Source organism: Pseudomonas sp. S3_C06 (genome assembly GCF_054667675.1).
Genome location: NZ_CP162747.1, coordinates 3,782,644 through 3,804,997, shown reverse-complemented (window position 1 = coordinate 3,804,997; position 22,354 = coordinate 3,782,644). Strand labels below are relative to the sequence as shown.

General features: G+C 60.0%; 15 protein-coding genes. 3 read left to right on the top strand and 12 right to left on the bottom strand.

Annotated features, from left to right (window positions below; all coding sequences use genetic code 11):
• Positions 1 to 63: 63 nt before the first annotated feature.
• Positions 64 to 2,295, bottom strand: a complete 2,232-nt coding sequence (locus tag AB4N44_RS16985) for an autotransporter outer membrane beta-barrel domain-containing protein (protein ID WP_460108343.1) — start codon at positions 2,293 to 2,295, stop codon at positions 64 to 66.
• Positions 2,296 to 2,494: 199 nt separating this feature from the next.
• A complete protein-coding gene (locus tag AB4N44_RS16980) occupies positions 2,495 to 5,452 on the bottom strand; it encodes an autotransporter outer membrane beta-barrel domain-containing protein (RefSeq protein ID WP_460108346.1) in 2,958 nt (985 codons plus the stop codon).
• A gap of 262 nt (positions 5,453 to 5,714) precedes the next feature.
• On the opposite strand from AB4N44_RS16980, the gene AB4N44_RS16975 reads away from it, so the two are divergent.
• The gene (locus tag AB4N44_RS16975; protein WP_127930287.1) at positions 5,715 to 5,993 is read left to right on the top strand and encodes a helix-turn-helix domain-containing protein; all 279 of its coding nucleotides are present in this window, start codon (positions 5,715 to 5,717) and stop codon (positions 5,991 to 5,993) included.
• A 32-nt stretch (positions 5,994 to 6,025) separates the two neighbouring features.
• Here the strand turns inward: AB4N44_RS16975 and AB4N44_RS16970 are convergent, their stop codons facing one another.
• Both AB4N44_RS16970 and AB4N44_RS16965 read right to left on the bottom strand, forming a co-directional pair.
• On the bottom strand, positions 6,026 to 6,862 hold the full coding sequence (locus tag AB4N44_RS16970; RefSeq protein ID WP_007912085.1) for an amino acid ABC transporter permease: 837 nt from the start codon (positions 6,860 to 6,862) through the stop codon (positions 6,026 to 6,028).
• Entirely contained in the window at positions 6,859 to 7,680 is an 822-nt protein-coding gene (locus AB4N44_RS16965) for an ABC transporter substrate-binding protein (protein WP_150776031.1), read from the bottom strand. The genes AB4N44_RS16970 and AB4N44_RS16965 overlap by 4 nt, the downstream gene beginning before the upstream one ends.
• A 113-nt stretch (positions 7,681 to 7,793) precedes the next feature.
• Here AB4N44_RS16965 and AB4N44_RS16960 point away from each other — a divergent pair, with 113 nt between their 5' ends.
• Complete coding sequence (locus AB4N44_RS16960; protein ID WP_460108350.1) at positions 7,794 to 8,693, top strand: homocysteine S-methyltransferase family protein; 900 nt, start codon at positions 7,794 to 7,796, stop codon at positions 8,691 to 8,693.
• 100 nt (positions 8,694 to 8,793) lie between these two features.
• On the opposite strand, the gene AB4N44_RS16955 is transcribed toward AB4N44_RS16960, so the two are convergent.
• From AB4N44_RS16955 to AB4N44_RS16945, 3 genes are read right to left on the bottom strand one after another with little or no spacing between them, the layout of a single operon-like run.
• Positions 8,794 to 9,465, bottom strand: coding sequence for a GNAT family N-acetyltransferase (locus AB4N44_RS16955; RefSeq protein ID WP_150749878.1), 672 nt, complete (start codon positions 9,463 to 9,465; stop codon positions 8,794 to 8,796).
• A 12-nt stretch (positions 9,466 to 9,477) separates the two neighbouring features.
• Positions 9,478 to 9,924: a GNAT family N-acetyltransferase gene (locus AB4N44_RS16950; RefSeq protein WP_455805953.1), complete on the bottom strand. Its 447-nt coding sequence runs from the start codon at positions 9,922 to 9,924 to the stop codon at positions 9,478 to 9,480.
• A gap of 10 nt (positions 9,925 to 9,934) precedes the next feature.
• Entirely contained in the window at positions 9,935 to 10,558 is a 624-nt protein-coding gene (locus AB4N44_RS16945; protein ID WP_460108353.1) for an FMN-binding negative transcriptional regulator, read from the bottom strand.
• A 92-nt stretch (positions 10,559 to 10,650) separates the two neighbouring features.
• Between AB4N44_RS16945 and pdxR the strand changes: the two genes are divergently transcribed.
• The gene (gene pdxR, locus AB4N44_RS16940; protein WP_460108355.1) at positions 10,651 to 12,204 is read left to right on the top strand and encodes a MocR-like pyridoxine biosynthesis transcription factor PdxR; all 1,554 of its coding nucleotides are present in this window, start codon (positions 10,651 to 10,653) and stop codon (positions 12,202 to 12,204) included.
• On the opposite strand, the gene AB4N44_RS16935 is transcribed toward pdxR, so the two are convergent.
• From AB4N44_RS16935 to AB4N44_RS16915, 5 genes are all read right to left on the bottom strand, one after another.
• Positions 12,161 to 16,768 (bottom strand): dermonecrotic toxin domain-containing protein, encoded by a 4,608-nt coding sequence (locus AB4N44_RS16935; protein WP_460108358.1) that lies wholly within the window; start codon positions 16,766 to 16,768, stop codon positions 12,161 to 12,163. The two genes, pdxR and AB4N44_RS16935, sit on opposite strands and share 44 nt — an antisense overlap.
• 153 nt (positions 16,769 to 16,921) lie before the next feature.
• Positions 16,922 to 17,947, bottom strand: a complete 1,026-nt coding sequence (locus AB4N44_RS16930) for a histone deacetylase family protein (RefSeq protein ID WP_127930278.1) — start codon at positions 17,945 to 17,947, stop codon at positions 16,922 to 16,924.
• Between the two features lie 204 nt (positions 17,948 to 18,151).
• Positions 18,152 to 19,144 (bottom strand): AraC family transcriptional regulator, encoded by a 993-nt coding sequence (locus tag AB4N44_RS16925; RefSeq protein WP_460108360.1) that lies wholly within the window; start codon positions 19,142 to 19,144, stop codon positions 18,152 to 18,154.
• A 248-nt stretch (positions 19,145 to 19,392) separates the two neighbouring features.
• Positions 19,393 to 20,397 carry an asparaginase gene (locus AB4N44_RS16920; protein ID WP_150749872.1) on the bottom strand — a complete coding sequence of 335 codons (1,005 nt, stop codon included), beginning with the start codon at positions 20,395 to 20,397 and terminating at the stop codon, positions 19,393 to 19,395.
• A gap of 172 nt (positions 20,398 to 20,569) precedes the next feature.
• Entirely contained in the window at positions 20,570 to 22,018 is a 1,449-nt protein-coding gene (locus tag AB4N44_RS16915; protein ID WP_460108363.1) for an alanine/glycine:cation symporter family protein, read from the bottom strand.
• Positions 22,019 to 22,354: the final 336 nt, after the last annotated feature.

Here is a 22,354-nt window from a genome sequence, read left to right as displayed (position 1 = left end):
GTTCATTAAACAAGATCAAAAGATCGCAGCCTTCGGCAGCTCCTACAAAGAGTGTTGTGTCAGTTAGAACGCCATGCGCCATTGGCCCATCACGCCGTGAGTCCGGCTGTCAGTGGCCACTTCACCGGTGAGACCAACACCGACCGTGTGATTGGCAGACAGTCCGAGATCGAGGCCTGCATCCAAGGACAGGCTGTTTCGATCCAGCGCGGCACCGACAATTTCAAAGCGTTTGCCACCCTTGACCAGTTGCTGGCGGGTGTTGTTTTCAATCTCGCCAAAGGTGTGCTTCCAGCCGGCACTGAATCGCGGCGTCAGCGTCATGCCGTTATCCAGTCGAGTGATTTTCGCCGTACGCAGACCGAAGGTGCTGCTGAGGTTGTCGCGGGTTTGCCCGAAGACTTTCAGCGCCGCATCCCCACCTTTTTCGCTGTAGCTGTCGCGCTGGTAGCGCTGATAACCGAGGCTGGCGAACGGTTCGAGCGTCGCGTTGTGCCGGCCAACATTGACCGCCAGTTCGGCAAAGGCTTGCTGAGTGTTGGCGTCGTAATTGCCCTTGAGGCGATCACTGAACCCGTTAAAAGCCACACGACGTTTGCTGTCGCCATCATGACTGGCATAGGTCGCCCCGAGACGCAGTGAGAACGGTCCATCCTGACGCACGGCGTAGACCCCGAGATGCCAGCTGTCGAGGTCGCCATCGTATTGCCGGGCGTCGAGTCTGGTCTGCGATTTACCGCCGACCAGGCCGATGTGCCATTGTTCATCGAGCCGCCAGTCGGCGCCCATGACCAGACCTTGGGTTGCGTGTTTCAGGGTGCTGTCGAACTCGCGGTCAACCTTGCCGCCATGGCCGAGCGCCTGAATCCACACCCGCCCGGAATCCGCGCCGCCGGCGGCCTGACGCGGTGAGTTGCCGGAACCGTAGGCCGAACCGTAACGGCTATTCAGTTGCTGCATGGCCGAGAGCATGCTCGCGCTCACCGGAGTGATGCTGCTCAGCGTGGCTTTGGCGAGATTGGCATTGCTGCCGGCGGCGAGTTGTTCGATGGCGACGGGGGCGGTGGTTTTGTCGCTGGTCAGGAGCGCGGCGACTGCTGCGTTTGTGGGTTTAAGTGGCGCAGGAGCGGGCTGTTCGGCGGTCTCGTTAACTTGTGCAGTCAGAGGTTCGTCCTGCACTGGCGATGGGGCGGACTCTGCAACGAGAGTCGATGCTGACGTCGGAACTGGAACTGGAACTGGAACTGGTGCGGATGCCGTCAATGGCGTTGGCGTTGGCGTTGCGAATGGCGCAGGCGCTTGTGGTTCGACAATGCTGTCGGCAACTGCACGACCGTTGGTAGTTGTGGCGACGCTCGCAAGCGGCTCACCGTTACGGGCGTAAGTCAGTGCGACGGATTTTTTGTTGTATTGAGGTGTGGCTGTCATGAAGGCCAGGTCGTTCACAATCGTGCCGAATTTACCTTCTACGCTGCCAGCTTCGATGATTTTGTACTGGCGGCTTGATGGGTACTCCCCCGAAGTAGCGACAATTTTCAGGGTGGCATCGTCAAGCTTGGCTGCACCATCGACCTTGATCGTCTGACTGCCGACAGGACTGACCTCATAAGCCAGTTCGGCGTTTGGGGAAAAGCTCAGGTTGCCTTTCACCCGCGGACTGCCGTGCAATTCATTGACCGTGAGCAGGCCATTCACGTGCAGATTTCCTACCGTACCCTTGCCCGCAAAACTGCCGCCTTTCTCTACTTGTACGTTGCCCTTGATACTTCCCCTGTTGAAAAGCTTGCCGGCGCTAATCGCGCCTCCCTCTATGGCGCCTAGGTTTGTCAGCGTACCGCTGGGCTCTACCAACACGCCTTCCTTGAAGTCTCCCTTGCTGCTTATCGTCCAGTCTCCCTGGACGAGATGCAATCCATTGAGATTACGGGTGTCTTTTAGCGTGCCGCCGTTAGAGGCATTCACTACCAATACGTTTTTCCCCTCGCCGCCATCTAACCGCCCACTGACGGAGGCGCCGTCATTGAGAACGATCAAATCGTTGACTGCTGCACCTTGGAAAGTACTTTCGGGTGTATCGAGCACGATGGGAACAGTGTTTTTATCGCCAATAAAACGCTGAATACTTTCGAGAGCCTCCTGATATGAGCCGATTTCTGGCAGCTCCGGCACGTTTATGTCGGGGAGTGACTCGGCTACGTCAGGCTGCTGCTGAGCGTTAGCAAGCTGTAAACCGCCAAGTGCCAGCGCAACGGCTAGAGCCAAATATTTCGGTGCGAATTTGTGTTGAACAGACATTCAGTTTGATCTCTGTTGATGGGAGACCAAACTCTATTGATGCACCGAAAAATCCGATGTCGGCTGCTTCCCGCAGGCTTGCAGGCGACATCGCATCGTTTTGTAGAAAATGACCGCGAGATCCGCAACCAGGTTTTTTACTCGGCCGCAGCGCCTCCTTTTCCTACAACCAATCAAGACCCCGCCGGCTGTTCAACCCTCAAAAACTCATCTGCCACTGCCCGATCAAGCCGTGATTGCGACTGTTGCTGCCGATCTCACCGCTGTATCCCACACCCAGCGTATGCCGCGCGGAAATCCCCACATCCAGCCCGGCTTCGAGTACCAGGCTGTCGCGATCCAGCGAGCTGCCATCGACACTGAACGCCGTGCCGCCGGTCACAAATGCCTGACGTGTCGAGCTGCCGACATCGCCGTATGTGTGTTTCCAGCCAGCGGCCATGCGCGGTGTCACGCTCATGCCGTTGTCGAGGCTGCTCAAGTGCGCCAGGCGCAGGCCGAAGGTGCTGCTGAAGTTGTCTTGGGTCTGGCTGTCGACTTGCAGCGCGGCGGCGCCACCTTTTTCCTGGTAGCGGTCGCGGTGGTAGCGCTGATAACCGAGGCTGGCGAACGGCTCGGCGCTGAGGCGGCCGCTGCCCATGGCATAGCCGAGTTCGGCGAAGGCTTGCTGGCTGTCGGCGTCGTAATCGCCTTTCGGGCGGTCGCTGAAACCATTGAAGGCGATGGTGCGTTTGCTTTCACCTTGATGGCCGCTGTACGCCGCGCCGAGGCGCACGGCGATCGGGCCGTTTTGATGCAGCGCATAGACACCGGCGTGCCAGCTCTCGACGTTGCCGTCGACGCCGGTCGCATCCAGATCGGTTTTCGAATAGCCGCCCAGTACGCCCAGACGCCACGCCGGGTTCAGTGACCAGTCGGCGCCCAGCACGCTGCCCTTGGTGCGTTGCTCCAGACCACTATTGCCGTGCTCGCCATCGAGTTTGCCGTAGCCGCCGATGCCTTGCAGCCAGAGCCGGCCGCGAGCGTTCGGGTCATTCAGATTGCGTGCTTCGGACGGCACGCCATTGGCCGCCAGCACGGGGGTGTCACGCTGATCGAGACCGACCATCAGTCCCGGGTTGCCGCCCATTTGCTGCATGGCCGAGAGCATGCTGCTGCCGACCTGACTGCTGGCGCCGAGGGTGGCGCTGGTCAGGTTGGCGTTGCTCGTACCGGCCAACTGCTCGATCGCCGCGCCAGCGCTGCTTTGGCTGGTGTTGAGCAAGGCGTTGTACAGCGCGCTGTTTTTACCGATTGAGGCCAGGCTGTTGGCGGCGTTTGTACCGTTGCCGGTCGCGGCGAACTCGTTGAAAGCCACGTCATTGCGGGTGTAGGTCAGATCGACCTGGGTGGGTGTGTAGGCGAGGGTGGGCGTGAGGAACGCATAGTCGCTGCTGACCTTGCCGAAGGTGCCGTTGACCTGCGCCGCTTGCAGCACGGTGTAATGGCTCTGCCATGGATACGTGCCGCTGCCGGGATTCACCGCGAGCGTTGCGCCATTGAGGTTGGCGATGCCGCCGACCTGTACCGGTGCGCTGCTGCCATCGGCGTTGACGCCGTAAGCGAGGGTGGCTGTGCTGGCCATGTTCAAATCGCGAACGATGGTTGCGCGACCGAGGCGGGTGTCGGTGCGCAACGTGCCGTTGACGTTGAGGTTGCCCACCGAACCGCCACCGGCATACACACCGCCGGCGTCGACGGTCAGGTTGCCGGCGATGCTGCCTTGGTTGACCAGTGTGGCGCCGTCGCGCACTGCGCCGCCATCGCTGAAATCATCATGGCCGGTCAGCGTCCAGGCGCCTTGCTTGACCTCCAGCCATTCGAAGTTGCGACTGGCGCCGAAGCTGCCACCGGCCGCGTCATCCATCACCACCCGGTCATAACCGCTGCCGCCATCCACCAGGCCGACAAAGCGACTGCCGTTGCGCAAGGCCAGGCTGTCATTGCCGCCACCCAGATCCAGTGCCAGGCCGTTGCTGCCACTGATCGTGCCGCCGTTGATGACGCTGTCGGCGAACTCGCCGACGAGCTTCACGCCGAAACCGTTGAGGCCTTGAATGGTGCCGAAGTTTTCCAGAGTGGTCGCCGCCAGCCCCGAGCCGCCGCTGCCATCGTCGACCAGAATGGCGCTGTCGGCGCCGCTGATCAAAGCGTTGCTGGCGTTGAGAATGTAACCGCCACCCAGCGCGATACCTTCGCTGCCGTTAGCGAAACCGCCCTTGTCGACACCGCCCGCACCGACGCCCTGAATGGTCCCGTAGTTTTCGATGTGGGCGATCTTGTCGATGTCCACGCCGTCGCCGTCACCGTTCGCTTGCAAGCCTGAGTACGCGCCAGTAATGGTGCCGTGGTTGATCACCGTGCCATCGCCGTCGGAACCGAAGCCGGAGCCGTTGCGGCCGGTGATCTGCCCGTAGTTGACCAGTGTCGCGCCGAGGTCGGTGGTGATGCCATGACGGCCAGCGGAAATCACTCCGTAATTGGTCACACTGACACCGCTGGCGGAGTCGATATCAATGCCGTCGAACTTCTCGTCGGCATTGTGCGAATCGCCGGTGGAAATCTCGCCGTAGTTGGTAATGCTCGCGTTGGCGCCGGTCTTCATGCCGTCACTGGCGTCGCCGCGAATCAGCCCGCCGACGCGGTTGATAATGGTGGTCTTCACGGCGTCACTGCGCAGCGCATCGAGGTCCAGCCCCTGGCCGGTGGTCGAACGAATGATGCCGCTGTTGTCGATCAACAGGCTGCCGCTGATAAAGTTACTGTCGATGCGCAAAGCGTCGTTGGCGCCGAGAATCTGCCCGCCGCTGCGGTTGTTGATCGTGTAGTTGCGCGCCTGGGTCAGGTCGCCGCTGCTGTCGATGGCCCGGCCGCCGGTGGAAACGATTTTGCCGGCGTTATCGATCACCACACCCGCACCGCTGGTCTTGTCTTTCAGGCTCACGGCCTTGCCGCTGCTGGTGATGCTGCCCGGCGCCGAAATCGTCAACGTGTCGCTACCACCCAGCGTTTGCGCTGCAGTGGTGGCGGTGTCGATCTGCACGGTTTTAGCGTTTGCCGATGTAGCAGCGATCAACAGGGCAATGGCAAGGGACAGACGCTGGGGCGGGAACGGCATGGTCGGACGGCCTTCTTGTTATAAGCGGGGCGTCCTGTATAGCGAAGGGTTTTTACAGAATGATGTCGGTGGTTGATCTGCATTGTTTTGCATCTTCGGCGCTGAAACATATTAATTTCTGCATTTTGTTGCAGTTTTTTTGCCTGCTCCTCTCATTAGGTGCAGTAAGTTTGATTCAAACGCCGAAGCAATCACATCAATGAATCCCCGCGCCATTAATGTTTATTGAGCCTTATGCGGCGCTCGAAGATTGGAGAGGAAAATGGTAATGACAGTTCTCGAACGCATGGCGCTCATCGAAAGCATTCAAGAGGCGCTGGCCGACGGGACATTGGAAATCAGCGAAGCTGTCCGCCGTTTACGAGTGGAGGTGACAGGGCTGCATCAAATCCAATTCGCTAAGATGTGCAAAATTTCGGTCCGCACGTTGATACACATAGAGCACGCTGAGGGTAATCAAACGTTAAGGTCGTTGGACTCAATATTCCGATTGTTCGGGATGAAAATGGGCGTCGTGCGGCTTCGCCGAGAAATCAATTAAAACCCGACGCAGCCCGCAATGTGCCGATCGCCCTAGCTCCGCCGCACGTAAGCCTTGCCGTAATGCCGCTCCATGCGCGCCTGAATCAATTCCAGGCCAATCGACATCAGCCAGTAAATGATCGCCGCCGTCGTCAGCATTTCGATGTAGCGGTAGCTTGAGCGCCCGTATGACTGGGCGAGAAACATCACTTCCCAGACGCCCATCACCGAAATCAGCGACGAGTCCTTGAGCATCGAGATGAACTGGTTCGTCGTGGGCGGGATGATCGTGCGCATGGCTTGCGGCAGGGTGATGCGCCAGAAAATCACTGTCTCGCGCATCCCCAATGCCAGCGAAGCTTCGCGTTGGCCGTGGTCGACTCCGAGGATGCCGGCGCGAAAGATTTCGCTGAGATAGGCGCCGTAGTTCAGTGACAGGGCAATGATGCCCGCGACGATGGCGCCGGGCACGATGCCCAGTTGCGGCAAGCCCAAATAGATCAGCAAGATCTGGATGAGCAGTGGCGTACCGCGAAAGAACGAGGTGTAAAAACTGGCGATGCCGAACGCCACGGCGCTTTTCGACAGGCGTGCCAATGCGGTGATGAAGCCCAGCAGGGACGAGGCGACAATCGAGCACACACAGAGGAAAAGCGTCAGCGCCGCGCCCTGCAAAAAGCCGTTGGGCGCCAGGTGCAGGCCGACCAGATTGGGCAGTTTGTCGAGGATGATCGAGAACTTCAGGTCGAAGCTCAGGAAGAACCCGGCGAACAGGCAGAACAGCGTTGCCCAGGTCAGGTACAGCCGCGTACGAAACCCGAACATCCGTTGCAGGCGTGATTCAGCCACTGGTTGCGGTGGCTGTGGCGGTGTCGGGAAAGAAGTCATTGGCTGATATCAGCGCCGATCCATTTTTGCGACAGCTTGCTCAGGGTGCCGTCCTGTTTCAGTTGCGCGAAGACTTCACGCACCTTGGCGTCCCATTGCGCGTCACCCTTTTCGATGGCCACCGAGTTCGGCTCCGAGTACAGCGGCGCGCCGGCCAGTTTGAAGCGTTTGTCTTCATTCAGGCGTGGCTGCGCGGTAACGAGGTTGGTGAGGATTGCATCCAGGCGCACGCCGGCACCCAGGCCCAAATCCTGGAAGGCGACGTTGTCGGTATCGTACGGCGCGATCTGCACGTCTTCGAACGGGTACTGCAACTGCGTGTCCTCGGCACCTTCAATGACCAGGTTCTTGTTCAGATAACTTTCGTAACTGGACGCGCTGGTGAGGCCGACTTTTTTGCCACTCAGATCCTTGGCATTGTGAATCCGCTCATCCTTGGCGTTGACCACGATCACTGCCGGCGAAGCGTAGTACTCGACCGGGAAATCGAACACTTCGGCGCGGGCCTTGCTCGGTGTCATCGAGCAGATGCAGATATCGTAGCGCCCGCTCCAGCGGCCGGCCGCAATGACGTCCCAGGACGGCGTTTCGAGTCGCAGCTTGACGCCTAACTTGTCAGCCACTGCTTTGGCGACATCAACGTCGAAGCCATCCAGTTGATTCTGGTCATTGAGAAACGAGAACGGTGGATAGCTTTCCATCAGCACGCCGACCAGTTCTTTCTTTTGCTCGATACGGTCCAGCGTCGTGCCACCAAAGGCTTGCGTGGAGGCGGCCAGAATCGTCAGGCCCAGGGCCAGTAGCGGTTGAAATTTCACAGTCGATCCCTGGGTAAAAAAGAGGTTGTTTTTAACGGAATGGTGCGTATTAAATAGTTATAAGAACGACTCTGATAGTGAGTTATTTTCATAAGCATATGAGTGAAAAGCATATGGGCGCAGGCAGCACGATTATTCTCGATGGCGGCATGGGCCGTGAGTTGCAGCGCGCCGGGGCGCCATTTCGCCAGCCGGAGTGGTCGGCGCTGGCGTTGAGCGAGGCGCCGCAAGCGGTTGAGGGGGTACATGCCGCTTATATCGCCAGTGGCGCCAATGTGATTACCACCAACAGTTATGCCGTGGTGCCGTTCCATATTGGCGAAGAACGTTTCGCCGCCGAAGGGCAGGCGCTGGCCGCGTTGGCCGGTGAGCTGGCGCGGCGTGCGGTGCAGGCCTCGGGAAAATCCGTGCGGGTGGCCGGCTCATTGCCGCCGCTGTTCGGCTCTTATCGTCCGGATCTGTTCGAGGCCGCACGAGTGACCGAGTTGCTGGCGCCCTTGGTCAATGGCCTGGCACCGCACGTTGATCTGTGGCTGGCGGAAACCCAGAGTTCGATCATCGAGGCGCGAGCCATTCACGCCGGGTTGCCGAAGGATGGCAAACCGTTCTGGTTGTCGTTCACCTTGACGGACGAAGACACCGATGAAGTGCCGCGCCTGCGCTCTGGCGAGCCGGTCGCCGAAGCGGCTGCGGTGGCGGCTGAGTTGGGCGTGCAGACGTTGCTGTTCAATTGCAGTCAGCCGGAAGTGATCGGCACCGCGATTGATGCGGCGCGTGAAACTTTCGAACGTTTGGGGGTGAAGATAAACATTGGTGCTTACGCCAATGCGTTTCCGCCGCAGCCAAAAGAAGCTACGGCCAACGACGGACTCGATCCGCTGCGCGAGGATCTGGATCCGCCGGGTTACCTGCATTGGGCGATTGACTGGCAGCAGCGCGGTGCCAGCCATTTGGGCGGTTGCTGCGGGATCGGGCCGGAACACATCGCGGTGCTTGCGCAGAAACTGGTGTAACCGCAGATCAAAAGATCGCAGCCTGCGGCAGCTCCTACATGGGATTGACGTTCACCCTGTAGGAGCTGCCGCAGGCTGCGATCTTTTGCTTTTCAGGTAATCACGATCGGCACTCAACCAAGCCTTTTACCTGCCCGTCGGGCGTCTGATTTTCATCCGACAGCCACTGCTCGAACCCTGCCGCAATCGCCGGCCACTCGCCATCCAGAATCGAATACCACGCGGTGTCGCGGTTCTGCCCCTTGACCACCATGTGCTGACGGAACACCCCCTCAAAGCTGAAACCCAGGCGCTCGGCGGCGTACTTGGAGCGGGCGTTGCCGTTGTTGCATTTCCATTCGAGGCGGCGGTAGCCGAGGTCGAAGGAATGCTTGGCCAACAGGTACACCGCTTCGGTGCTTCTCGGCGAGCGTTGCATTGGTGCGCCGAAAGTGACGTGGCCGATTTCGATGCGGCCTTGGGCCGGGACGATCGACATCAGGCTGAGGATGCCTTGCACCTGATTGGTCGCGCGATCAACGACGCTGAAGAAATACGGGTCGCTGGCGGCCGCGTGGTTGTTCAGCCAAGCGTTGAACGCATTGCGTTCCGGGAACGGGCCATAGGGCAAATAGTCCCAGAGTTTAGGGTCAGCACCCGGGCCTTCGAGGGCGGCGAACAGTTCGTCACCGTGACGCGCCGGGTCGAGTCTTTCCAGGCGAATGAAACGGCCTTCGAGCAGCGTGGCGGTGGGGGCGGGGACGCCTTTCCAGTCAGCGAGTGAAGCGGTCATGCGTGCGTCTCCTTAAATGGCTTTGCGAAACTGGATGAAGCCCGGGCGCTCGGCGATGCGCTCGTAGAGCTGGATCGCAGTGGCGTTGGTTTCGTGGGTCAGCCAGTGTACTTTGCCGCAGCCGTCAGCCTTGGCGGTGGCGTAGACATGTTCGATCAACAGGCGGCCGACGCCGGTGCCACGGGTCTCGGGGATCACCAGCAGGTCTTGAAGGTAGCAGGCGTTTTCGATGCTCCAGTTCGAGCGGTGATAGATGTAATGCACCATGCCCACGGCTTTACCGTCGGCCCAGGCCAATGCCGCGTGAGTGGGTTCGCTCGGATCGAGAAAACGCTGCCAGGTGCTTGCCGTCACAGCTTCCGGCAGTTCGGTGTTGTAGAACCGCAGGTAGGCCTGCCACAGCGGCAGCCACGCGGCGTGGTCGGCGGCGCTGACCGGGCGAATGTCGATCTGACTCATGGTGATTTCCTTAGCGCATCAATCGGGCGAGGGTTTGATCGTTGGTCTCGGGGCTGGCGACCAGGCCTTCGCGCACGCCGGCAATGTCTTCGGCGCTGCGGTTCTGGCTGAGCTTGCGCTTGCCTTCGAGACGGTCGATGGGCATGGCGAAACCGACGATGGCCTTGAGCATGCCGTCGATGTAATCGGCGGGCGCATCGGCAACTGACCACGGTTGTGCGCGGCCGGCTTCATGGCGGTCGGTGAGGGTGCTGACAATGTCGAGCAGGCGCCCGCCGTCGCTGAAGGTTTCGGCGTGGCCATAGGCATGCACGGCGATGTAGTTCCAGGTCGGCACGACTTTGCCGTGTTCGGCCTTGCTCGGGTAAAAGCCCGGGCTGACGTAGGCATCGGCGCCAGCAAAAATCAGCATGGCTTCGGCGCCGTCGCGCAGGTCTTTCCATTGTGGATTGGCGCGGGCCAGGTGCCCGTACAGCGTGCCGTACTCACCTTGTTCGCAATGCAGCAGCACCGGCACATGGCTGGCTTGCAGGCCACTTTCGCCGTGAGTCACCAGAATGGCGAGGCGGGTGGCGAGAATCAGCTCGTGCAGTTGTGTCAGGTCTTCGATGGCAAAGGCGCGTGGCGTGTACATGGACAGATTTTCCTTGGCGAATGCGTGCATCGTAGGCAGGCTATTGGTCTGTTGTAAGAGCCATTGATGACCAATTTCATAGGTCCATTGCCATGCCCGATTCGCCGACGTTGTCCATGCCATTCAACCCTGCAGGTATCGAGCTTGATCGCCGTCAGGGTTTGAGTCGGCAGCTCTATCAGGCTTTGCGCCTGCGGGTACTGGACGGGCGGCTGGCGAGCGGCACGCGGTTACCGGCGAGTCGCGATCTGGCGGCGGCGTTGGGTATTTCCCGCAACAGTGTGGTGCGCGCCTACGATCAACTGTATGCCGAAGGGTTTATCGAGGGGCGGGTCGGCGATGGCACTTATGTCGCGCAATTGATGCCGGTAGCAGCCTCGCCGAAAAAATTATCCACAAAAGTATCCACAGGGTTTTCAACAGGCTTACCCACAGCCTTATCCACAAATTGGCTGGATTCACCTGTGATTCCATCCAGTAAAGTTATCCACAGCGGGACCTTTTCGCGTATCGAAAAGAACCATTTGCCCCGGCCGCCGAGCGGTCCACCGCGAGCCTTTCGGGTCGGTGTTCCGGCCTTTGATCTGTTCCCGTTCGAGGTATGGGCCAAGCTGAATGCGGCTTTCTGGCGCAAACCGAATCTGGAGCAACTGTGTTACGGCGATCCGTCCGGCGATGCGCGTTTGCGCGCCATGATCGCGGCGTATCTGCGTAGTTCGCGTGGCATGCAGTGTTCACCTGAGCAAATTCTGATCACCAGCGGCGCACAGCAGGGCATTAGCCTTTGTGCACAGTTGCTGGTGGAGCCGGGCGACGGTGTGGCGATCGAAAATCCGGGCTACCGTGCGGCCGGTCATGCGTTCGCCGTGGCAGGCGCTCGTTTGCACGGTATTGCCGTGGATGACGAGGGTATGGATTGCGCTGCGCTGTCGGCCACTGGGGATTGTCGCGTGGCTTATGTCACGCCCTCTCATCAGTACCCGACCGGCGTGGTGATGAGCCTGGCGCGACGTCTTGAACTGCTCGCCTGGGCCGAGCGTTGCCAAGGCTGGATCGTCGAGGATGACTACGATGGCGAGTACCGCTACACCGGTGCACCACTGGCACCGTTGGCGGCACTCGATCGACAGGGACGCGTGCTGTATGTCGGCACTTTCGGCAAGGTCGCGTTCCCGGCGCTGCGGCTTGGGTATCTGGTACTGCCGCCGGGGCTGGTGGATGCATTTTCACAACGGCGGGCTGTGGATGTCCGGCATTCCGAGGTGAGTACACAAGCCGTGATGGCCGAATTCATGGCCGCCGGGCATTTCCAGCGACATATCCGACGCATGCGGCGGGCTGCTCTGAGCCGCCGCAATACATTGCTCAAGGGTTGGCCGAGCACCATTGCCGGTGTCGGCGATCTGCCTGCCGTCTCGGCCGGATTGCACTTGACCGTGGCCGTAGACAACCTCGAGCGCGAGCAGCAGTTGATTGCGCAAGCGGCTCGCGTCGATGTCGAGATCAACGGTTTGAGCAGCTACTGGCTGCCTGATTCCACCACGCCCATGGATCAGCGCGCCGGGTTGGTGCTGGGGTTTGCTGCCGTACCTGAAGCGGCGATCAACTCGGCGTTGATTCGGTTACGACAGGCGTGGCAGGTATGAGAAACAGCGTCTGTGCGGATTTGTCGGAAATTGTGCTGCGATGGATATCGATCAGTGCCTGATTGTTGAGCAAGCGTGGCTCATAAGCTCCTCCCATATGTCGTTGTGCAACGGTTTTCATATGGCCGGTGGGGAATGGCGTGACGGGCGCTTGCGCGCTGCTGTAATGGAAGTGTGCGTAACACAGCACCTTGTGAGTGTGGACGTCGCGTATTTCGTATTCGTCGAGAAAATCGTTGGCGTGACTGCGGAGCCGGCGCCGGGTCACGGTTTGTGACGTCGTCACTTCCCCCTTGTCCTTCAGCCAAAGGATCCCGGCCGCCGTCGGTGGCTGTTGCTTGACCATCCGGATACGCGTGCTGGTGCCTTTTGCTTCAAGGTTGTTAGCGGCTTCGTCAAGCTTGTGGCCAAGCGCTTCGGTCGGTTTTTTTAGGTCGGCAGTCAGATTGCTGGCGGTCAACGCTTCATCGATGCCTGCGTTGGCTTTGCGCAAGACGGCAGCGTGTTTGTGATAGTCCTCTTCGACCTCGACAGGAATCCGTGGCCCTCGTTTGAGTTGGGCCTCGATACGCCGGTGGAAGGTGGCCAGACCGTCGATCAGGGCCTGACCTTCACGAATACTGGTATTCAGGTTTGGACTGGGCTTGGGCGGTTTCGGTTTGGCTGTGCGCTGTTCGACCCAGACACCGGGTGACTCTTCCTGGAAGGTGGCGATGACGCCCGTCAGGGTGGTGCGCACTTCCACCAGGTCAGTATCCGGACTCTCGATGCTCTTTTTTCGTTCGCCGACTAATGTACCCCTGGATTTGGTTTTGATGATCCGGCGCGTCGATGATGATGCCGATGTCGGCCGGGAAGGCCCGGGCAGCGGTTCCAGCAAGTGTTTGTAGCGCAGCAACTCGACCAGTTTTACGTCCGTGCGGGCTTTGAATGCGCTCACCCGGCTGCGCACATGTTCCAGTCGCGCGGTGTTGATCTGCTCGGGATAGTCGATGAGCAGATCGCCAAAGCGTTGATCGATGGCGGTAAATTGTTCGGCAACATTGCTCAAGGCATCCGTGCGGTCACGCAGGTTGTCGAGGCTTTCGTCGCTGGTCAGGTTCAGCGTGCTCTGGATACTCAGTGCAGCGTCTTCGATGAGGGTGGCCAGTGTCTGCCGCGCGTTGGCGTCAATCGTCGTGTCACCCGGCTTGACGCAGATCTCCTGGCCGAGGCTGATCTGTAGAAGCTTGAGGTCGTTGAGATCATAGTTAGGCAACATCTTGCGATACAGTTGAATAACCTCGACAGCCTCTTTTCCCAACAGCGTCAATTCGTCAAAACGCGTCTGTGCCGACTCCACTTTTTCGATGATGGCCTGGGTCTGATCGGTCATTTTTTCGAAGGTGTCGATAAACGCCTGAAGGGCGAATCGGCTTTCATCGGCAAGCATTGTCTGCATCGTCTTCAGGCTGGCCTGAAGCTCTGTGGAGTGCAGTTCGAGCCACTCCTGACCGAGAAACAACTGCATCTGCAGTCGCTGAATCATCACGGTGCGGTAATTGGGAATGGGTTCCTTGTGATTCAACGCTTTGATTTGTTCGATGTTCGTGGCGTAAGCCTTGCGCTGTGATTCAAGCGTAGTCAGATATTGCTCACGCAGCTGTGCCTTGGACTGCGCAAGCGCGTTGTCGAGCGCGGCGCGGTGTGCGTCAAGCTGAATCTGTTTGGCCGTCATCGTTACATCGAAAGCGCTGATTTCGGCAGTCAGTTGCTTCGCTGTTTTTTTGCTGAAGTCCTGAGCTTTCTCAAGCGCACTGTCGAGACCGCCGCCTCGCAGGCGCAAGCGCAGATCGACCACCCATTGGCCATTGGCGGTGCGGGTCAGTGGCGGTCCGGGGCGCGCCGTTGCTTGGCGTGAGTCGATGATCTGGACGTCTGCGTGTTCATTGATGGTGACTTCGAACCAGCGCTTGCCCACCGGAGCGAACCATTGTTTCTGGCGCGGATAGAGGTGTCTGTGGGTGCCCTCGCTGGCGGCATCGCCGATACCTCTGGGTTTGGCGATCTGAAAACTCTCGAGCAAAGTGGTCAGCGCGACGGGAGATCGCTTCAGTGCGGCAAAAGGGTTTACCGACATTTCATGGGCGCTGGGCAGGGCGCTGCCGGAGATATCTGGCAGCTTTAATGCAGTGCTGATGACGGCGGCGGTGGTGGTGATGGGCTGAACGGTTTCTTCCTGTGTCAGTGGTTCGCTTTGTGGCTTGTCGCCGACCGCTGCGCGATGGGCGAGCACCATGCCCAATGCCAGAAGAATATCGGTGAGAGCGGTCCAGGCGATCTTGCCGGATTGCTCATTGGCGACGTCGCTGACTTCTTGCAGGTCGTCCATGATCTGCCAGATCCAGGCCGCTGTGCCGACGCTGCGTCCCAGGAACGGCAATGCCGCGTTGAACAACATCCAGCCGCCGTGTTTTAGCGTGGCCCAGCGCGCTTCTGCATCGGAGACCGACTGGCGATCAGCCTGGGTAATCACCGCCTGAACGTTACTGTTGTGCAGCGTCGCCAGCACATCCTGCTCGATCGCCGCGGTTCCCAGTGCCACCGGACCGGACATGTCGAGAGCGGTAGTGGGGTTGATCAGCAATTGCGGGATCGTCCAGACCGAAGGCAGCCGGGCAGTGAAGACGAACTGGCTGTAGTTGAAGCGTACATCGTCCGGCAACCAGGCCAGAACTGACTCACGCAGTTGGCGAGACTGCTGGATTTCGTACGTCAGGTTGGCGTGAGAGGGAAACTGCATCAGCGCCATTTCGAACAGTGGCCGATAAAGCACGCACGGCCCTTTTTCCACCGCGCGCGGGCCGATGATGAACATGTTATCGACGGTGTCGGCCTCTGAGCGGGTGCGATGGGCGACAAATGCCAGCGGGCGAATGACCACTTCCTCGTGATCGACATGCCGCTCCTCGTCAGTGCTGGCCAGTGCGGCGACGACATAGCGGTAACCCAGATCAGTCATGCCCGCCTTGCCCTGTATTTTGTGTTGCAACGCCAGCAGTGGCAGCTCGATGGGCAACTGGCTGGTGTAGAGCCCTTGCAGCGCGGTCGCTTGCTCGGTGTCGTCGACCAGCAGGTTCTGCAAGTGCGCCGGGTAGGTCTTGCCGATATCGACCGTGCTGACCAGCGTTTCCACGTAACTGACGGTCATCCAGTCGGGCAATTCGCTGCCGTCCTTGTAACGTACGGTTTTGTTGCCGATTGGCTGTCCGGCAAGGTTCTGCAAGGCAAGTTCAATGAGTGACAGTGTCTGGGTCTGCGTGTTGCCCGGCAAGACGAACGTGCCCCAGACCACCAGGCTGGTGATGCTGATTTCAATGTCATCGATCGCTACGTCGCCGGCCTTCGGATGGTCCTTGAGCATCTGCTGTTTCAGGGCATCGCGGGTGAACGCTTGCAGGCTGACAACTTCGCTCTGGAAGGTTTTTCCTTTGTTCGCATGCTGCACCATGGTCAGGTCCAGCAGATGCCGGCTGTAACGGGTTTGATCGGCCGGCGCGGCGCTGTCGAGCCAGGCTGGCAGCATCGGGCGCAGACGCTCGATATGCGGTTTGAGGCGCGGTGTCGGTTCGCGCGGATCGCCGACAGTCCCGGGGTGCGGGTAGGGCGGGCGTGGCCCCGACTCTTGAAAGAAATTGATCGCGCCGAGGGCATCAGCCTCCAGCGCAATCAGGGTACAGGCCTGATAGTCGAAGAAATGGCCTTGCGGTTCGAACAGTCGCCATTCCAGGCCGACACCGGCAGCTTCATTCCCGTAGCGACGCAACAAAGCCTTGCCGAGTTCATCCAGCGATTCGAAGCTCTCGAAACCCTGGATCACCGAGTACGTGATGATCCAGGTGCGCTGGCCATCGGTACCGATCAGCACGGCGGTATCGAGAAGGGTCAGATGGTTCTGTTGGTCACCCTCGTTGCGGTCCAGATCGACCAGGCAGGCGCGTACCTGGTATTTGCCGGTTGGCCGGCGCTGGTGTTTGTCCGGGTGCTGGTAAACCGCCTCGACCATGGTGCGCTGGTCGGTATCCCAGTCAGGATTGGCTTCGACGTTCCACAGCTTGCGCAAGGATTGCGACATCTGTTGCCAACGCGGTTGTCCCGGGTAGGTGAATTCGTCCCAGTAATTGACTTGCTGTTCCTTGTAGGCAATGAACAGCAATGGTGCCAGATCATTGAGCAGCTTGCCGACGGCGCTGATTTTCACCGGCAGCTGAATGGCTGCGGGCTGGTCGGGCTGCGAGGTCAGATAATGCTCACCGTCGAGGTACGTCACGGCAGTGCCGGAGAGGCCCAGGCGCACCAGTGTGTCGGTCAGCGATTCGATCAGGTGGCGGCCGGGGACGACCTGATCATCCTGAATGACCCAGGTCGGTCTTACGACCATGGCCCGTTGGGGGTCGATCTCCAGATCCGGATATAGCGTCTTGAGCGCCGGACGCAGCGTTTTCGAGGCGACTTCTCGCAGCGAAGGGCCGGTCACCAGTTGGGTCAGGATATCGACGGCGCTGGGCGAGGGGATTTCGGGCATGGGCAACTCCTGCTCTGATGGGCGCGCCGAAACGGCGGCGGTTCCGGGCAAGGTAGAGGCAGGCTGCGGGGTGCGTGCGGTAGATAAATATTGCCGGCAAAAAAAGACCCGCGTGGGCGGGTCTGGTTTTATGCGTGTCCGACTAGCGCGTGGTTACTGCTCGAATCCTTCCAGCACGTTCACCGCATTGATGCCGATCTCTTCCACCGCGTAACCGCCCTCCATGACGAACAGCGTCGGTTTGCCGAGTCTGGCGATGCGTTTGCCCATCGCCAGGTAATCCGGGCTGTCGAGTTTGAACTGCGAGATCGGGTCATCCTTGAAAGTGTCGACGCCGAGCGATACGACGATAACGTCGGCGCCATAGCTTTCGATCTCCCTGCAGGCCTGATCAAGCGCTGCACTCCAGACCTCCCAGCCAGAACCGGCGGGCAGCGGATAGTTGAAGTTGAAACCTTCACCGGCACCTTCGCCGCGCTCGTCGTCGTAACCGAGGAAGAACGGAAACTCCGCTTCCGGGTGGCCGTGAATCGAGGTGAACAGCACGTCGCTGCGCTCGTAGAAAATCGACTGCGTGCCATTGCCGTGGTGATAGTCGACGTCGAGGATCGCGACCTTCTTGTGGCCCTGATCGAGGAACGCCTGCGTGGCGATTGCGGCGTTGTTGAGGTAGCAATAACCGCCCATCAAATCGCTGGCGGCGTGGTGTCCCGGTGGCCGGCATAGCGCGAAGGCACTGCGCGCGCCGCGCTGGATTTGCGCTTGTGCGGTCAGGGCCACTTGCGCCGCGCTGTACGCCGCTTGCCAGGTGCCGGCGGTGATTGGCGCGCCACCGTCGAAACTGTAGTAACCGAGCTGGCCGTGCAGGCTGGTCGGTTTGATCGCACGCAGGGTCCGCGCCGGCCAGGTGTAGGGCAGCAAGTCGCCGTCGGTATTGAATTCAGTCCAGCGCGCCCATGCGCCTTTGAAGAAGTCGAGGTAGTCACGGCTGTGGACGCGGGCGATCGGCTCCAGACCGAAATCCTTCGGTTCCTCGACCGCGCCGAGGTTCTGGTTTTTCACGCGTTGCAGCACATGGTCGGCGCGCGACGGCATCTCGAAGCACGGCTTGAGCTGGCCATCGATGAGTTCGCAGCGGCCATGGTGCAGGTGGTGATCGTCTGAGTAGATCGTCAGCATTTGTTGTTCTCCGCAGGGCTGATTCGGTTGCTCTCAGTGTTGCGGGACAAGACGAATCGGAAAACGGCAGGAAAGGCCAAAAGGGGATGGATGTGGCCAAAAACACTGACCGCAATTGCCCCTTTAGAATCAAAAGATCGCAGCCTTCGGCAGCTCCTACGCCGATCCCTGTAGGAGTTGCCGAAGGCTGCGATCTTTTGATCTTCAGGCCCGGAATTGGCTCGGCGCCACGCCGCTCCAGCGCACAAAGGCATGGCGGAAGCTGGCGGTCTCGCTGAAGCCGAGCGTTTCGGCAATGCGATAGATCGGCAATTGATCTTCACACAGCATCTGCTTGGCCCGCTCGAAGCGCAGCTCATCGAGCAGTTCCTGATAGCTGCTGCCCATGTCTTTGAGATGCCGGCGCAAGGTGCGCGGCGAGCACTTCATCTGCTGCGCCAGACCTTCCAGCCCCGGCGCGGCGTTCAATTGCGCGCTGAGCAGCTGCCGAATCCGCCCCAACCACGCCTGACGCCCAGTGAATTCCAGGTTCTGCTTGCGACACCGTTCGGCCATGGCTTGATGGGTGATGAGATCGGCCAGTGGCAGCGGTTGATTGAGCCAGTGACGGTCGAAGGCGAAGGCGTTGTCCTTGGCGGTGAAGTGCAGCGGACTGTCGAAGTGCTCGGCATAGCTGTCGCGATAGTCCGGCGCCGCGTGTTCGAACCGCGTGGCGAGCAATGGCAACGGATGCCCGAGCAAGTCATCACAAATGACTTTCAGCGACACCAGGCAGAATTCGGCATTGAACACCGCCATCGCCGGACTCTCGCGATAATCGGCGGCGACGAACCAGACACGCTGGCCATCGTCTTCCAGACTCAGTTCGAAAAGTGTTCCCAACAGCGCCGGATAACGGATCGCCAAGCGTAAAGCGTCACCGAAGGTGGCACAGGTCAACAGTGCGTAACCGAGGATGCCGTAGCAGGAAACGTGCATGCGCCGACCCAGTTCCAGACCGATATCGCGCTTGAGCGCGACCGCATTGGCGCAGACCTGCATCTCCTGATTGGTGGTGATGCGCGTGTCGGCCCGGCTGAGATCCGCCGCACTGATGCCACTGCCGGCCAGCAGCGCTTCGCTCGACAGGCCTTCGGCTTTGAAGGTGTTGAGGATCAGCGAGACGGCGTTGAGGGTGGTGAGGTGGGAGTGGAGCATGGGATCTTCCAGCCTTGAGATGGCTGGAATACAGCAAGTTGCATGCCGCAGCAGCCCCTCACCCCAGCCCTCTCCCAAAGGGAGAGGGGGCCGACTGGAGGATATTGAAGAGATACGCCGACGTGAAAAAACTGTGCCGAATCCATAATCGACACTTTTTTTCAGGTCGGCGTATAGCGCAAGACACTAAGGTCAGTTCCCTCTCCCTCCGGGAGAGGGCTAGGGTGAGGGCCGATCCAGAGCCTTGCTCAGAGCAACTCACCACACAAATCCAGTTCGATCAGCCGGCGCACTTCTTGAGTTTCAAGGCCTGCCCCCAGCACCCCATGCAACTTGCCGAACGCCGCCTCACGAGTCATGCCACCGCCGGACAACACGCCGACACCGCGCAAGCGACTGCCCGCCTCATACACATCCAGCTCAACGCCACCTTCATGGCACTGCGTAACCGCCACAACGACTACGCCGTTATCCCGCGCACGGCCAAGGCTTGCCAGAAACTCAGGGTTGTCGCTCGGCCCTGTACCGCTGCCGTAGCACTCCAGCACCAGACCTTGAATGCCGCTGTCGAGCAGGCCGTCGAGCACTTCGGCACTGATGCCGGGGAACAGTGGCAGCACGGCCACCTTGGCCAGTTGCTTCGGCTGGTTGTAGTTCAACGACGCTGGAATCGATGGGGCTTTGATACCGCCGCCCTGACGCTCCAGGCGCTTGAACGGATGACGGCCGAAGCTGCGCACTTTCGCGCAACGGGTCGGCGCCAGCAGTTCGCCGTGGAAGTACAGGTGCACGCCCGGTGCCAGGCCCTGGCCGAGGGCAACCAGTGCGCCGCCAAGGTTTTCCCAGGCATCGCTGTCGGTAACGCCGGCCGGCAGCATGGAGCCGGTGAAGCACACGCGGGCGTGCAGGCCGAGCAACTGGAAACTCATCGCCGCCGCGCTATAGGCCAGTGTGTCGGTGCCGTGCAGGATCAGCACGCTGTCGCAGCCTTGCACATCAACAGCATCGACCACTGCTTCACGCAGTTGCTGCCAGTAGGTCGGGGTCATGTTGGCGCTGTCGATCAGCGGCGACATTTCGCGGAAGCGCCACTGTGGCACGACGAGTTCAGGCTGGCTGTGCAGGTAGTCGCGCATCCGCGCTTCGAAACCGGACGCCGGGGCCAGACCATTGGCGCTGGCCTGCATGCCGATGGTGCCACCGGTGTAGAGCACCATGACGTGTTGGGCGGCGGGGTAGGTCGACGAATTCATGGGGATTCTCCGAAAGGATGAGGTCCTTGTGGGAGCGAGCCTGCTCGCGATGGCGGTTCATCATTCAACATTGATGTTGGTTGAAAGACAGCTATCGCGAGCAGGCTCACTGCCACAAGTTATTGCACCACAATAACTGACGGGCGCAGGGGATGCGCCCGTCATTTACCTGTCAGCGTTGCGCTGCAGGCACGCCTTGCGGCTCGGCTTCGGTCTGGCCGGCAGCGGCAGACGGATGGGTCGGCCAAGCCTTCAGGTCGAGGTCCAGATCGGCAAATTTGCTCGAGTCGAACACCGGCTGTTTGACGCCCGCGCGGCGCTGCTCGTCGTAGTCGCGCATCACGCGCATGCCGACCTTGAACAGCATGGCCAGGGCGATCAGGTTGACGAAGGCCAGGCAGGTCATGGTGATGTCAGCGAAGGCGAACACGGTCGACAGGTCCTGCATCGAACCCCATACCACCAGCGCCAGTACCAGACCGCGGAAAATCATCAGCGCGGCGCGGTTGCGGGTGAGGAACTGCAGGCTGTTTTCGCCCAGGTAGTAGTTGTAGAGGATGCAGGTGAAGACGAACAGCGACAGCGCGACGCTGACGAACATGCGACCCCAGTCACCGACCACAGCGGCCAGCGAGTTCTGGGTGAGGACGATGCCGTCACCTTCGAAGCCCGGGGTGTAGAAGCCCGACAGCAGGATCAGCAGCGCGGTGCAGGTGCAGATCACGAAGGTGTCGAGGAACACGCTGAAAGCCTGAACCACGCCCTGAGCGCCCGGGTGCTTCACGGCGGCCACGGCAGCGACGTTCGGCGCACTGCCCAGACCCGCTTCGTTGGCGAACACGCCACGCTTCACGCCCATGACGATGGCGCTGCCAAGCAGGCCGCCAAAGGCCGGGTCGAGGCCGAAGGCGCTCTTGAAGATGGTTTCCAGCATGGCGGGCACGTGTTCGATCTGGGTACCGATCACGTACAGGGTCACGCCGATATAGGCCAGGGTCTTGATCGGCACCAGCAGGTCGGACACCGAGGCGATACGCTTGATGCCACCGATGAAGGTGATGGCCAGCAGCACCGCCAGGACGATACCGGTGTGTTGTGGGTTGAATTCAAAGGCGTTCTGCAGCGAGTGGGTCACGGTGTAGGACTGCAGGCCAATGAAGGCGAAGCCGTAGGTGACCAGCAGCAGGACGGAGAACACTACAGCCATGCCTTTGAGCTTAAGGCCGTGCTGGATGTAGTAGGCCGGGCCGCCACGGTACAAGCCGTCGCCATCGGCGCGCTTGTAGACTTGGGCCAGGGTACATTCAAAGAAGCTGCTGGACATGCCGACCAGTGCGGTCACCCACATCCAGAACACCGCACCCGGACCACCGAGGGTCACGGCGATGCCGACACCGGCGATGTTGCCTGCACCGACACGGCCGGCAAGGCTGAGCATCAGGGCCTGGAACGAGCTGAGTTGCCCGGCGCTGCCTTTGAGGCTGTCGCGGAACACCGCGAACATGTGGAAGAAGTGACGCAATTGAACGAAACGCGAGCGAATCGTGAAGTAGCTACCGAGCCCGACAATGAGCACGATCAGTACTTTCCCTGAGAGGAAGTCGTTAATGACTTCGAGCATGGATTTTTCCTCGCTGTTTATTGTGTAAGCAAATACTGGATGGAAGAAACATCGTGTTACACCGGTGTGCGCGCGGCACGACGGGTGAGGCGAAGGTTTCGTCCGGTTCCATTTCGCGGGTTTGTTATTAGTTCGGGTTTCGCATGGGTTATGGCCTCGTTACCGACGACCGCTCACGCGAAGAGGGGCGGCACTATACCGATCAGTGACGCGCCCGTCTGCACGGTAGTGGTGCAAGCGACGAAACGAGGCTTTGAAACACCCGGCGTTACCGGCGCCGGGCCTTTGTAGGAGTGAGCCTGCTCGCGATGCAGGCGCTGCGGTTCTAATGTCACA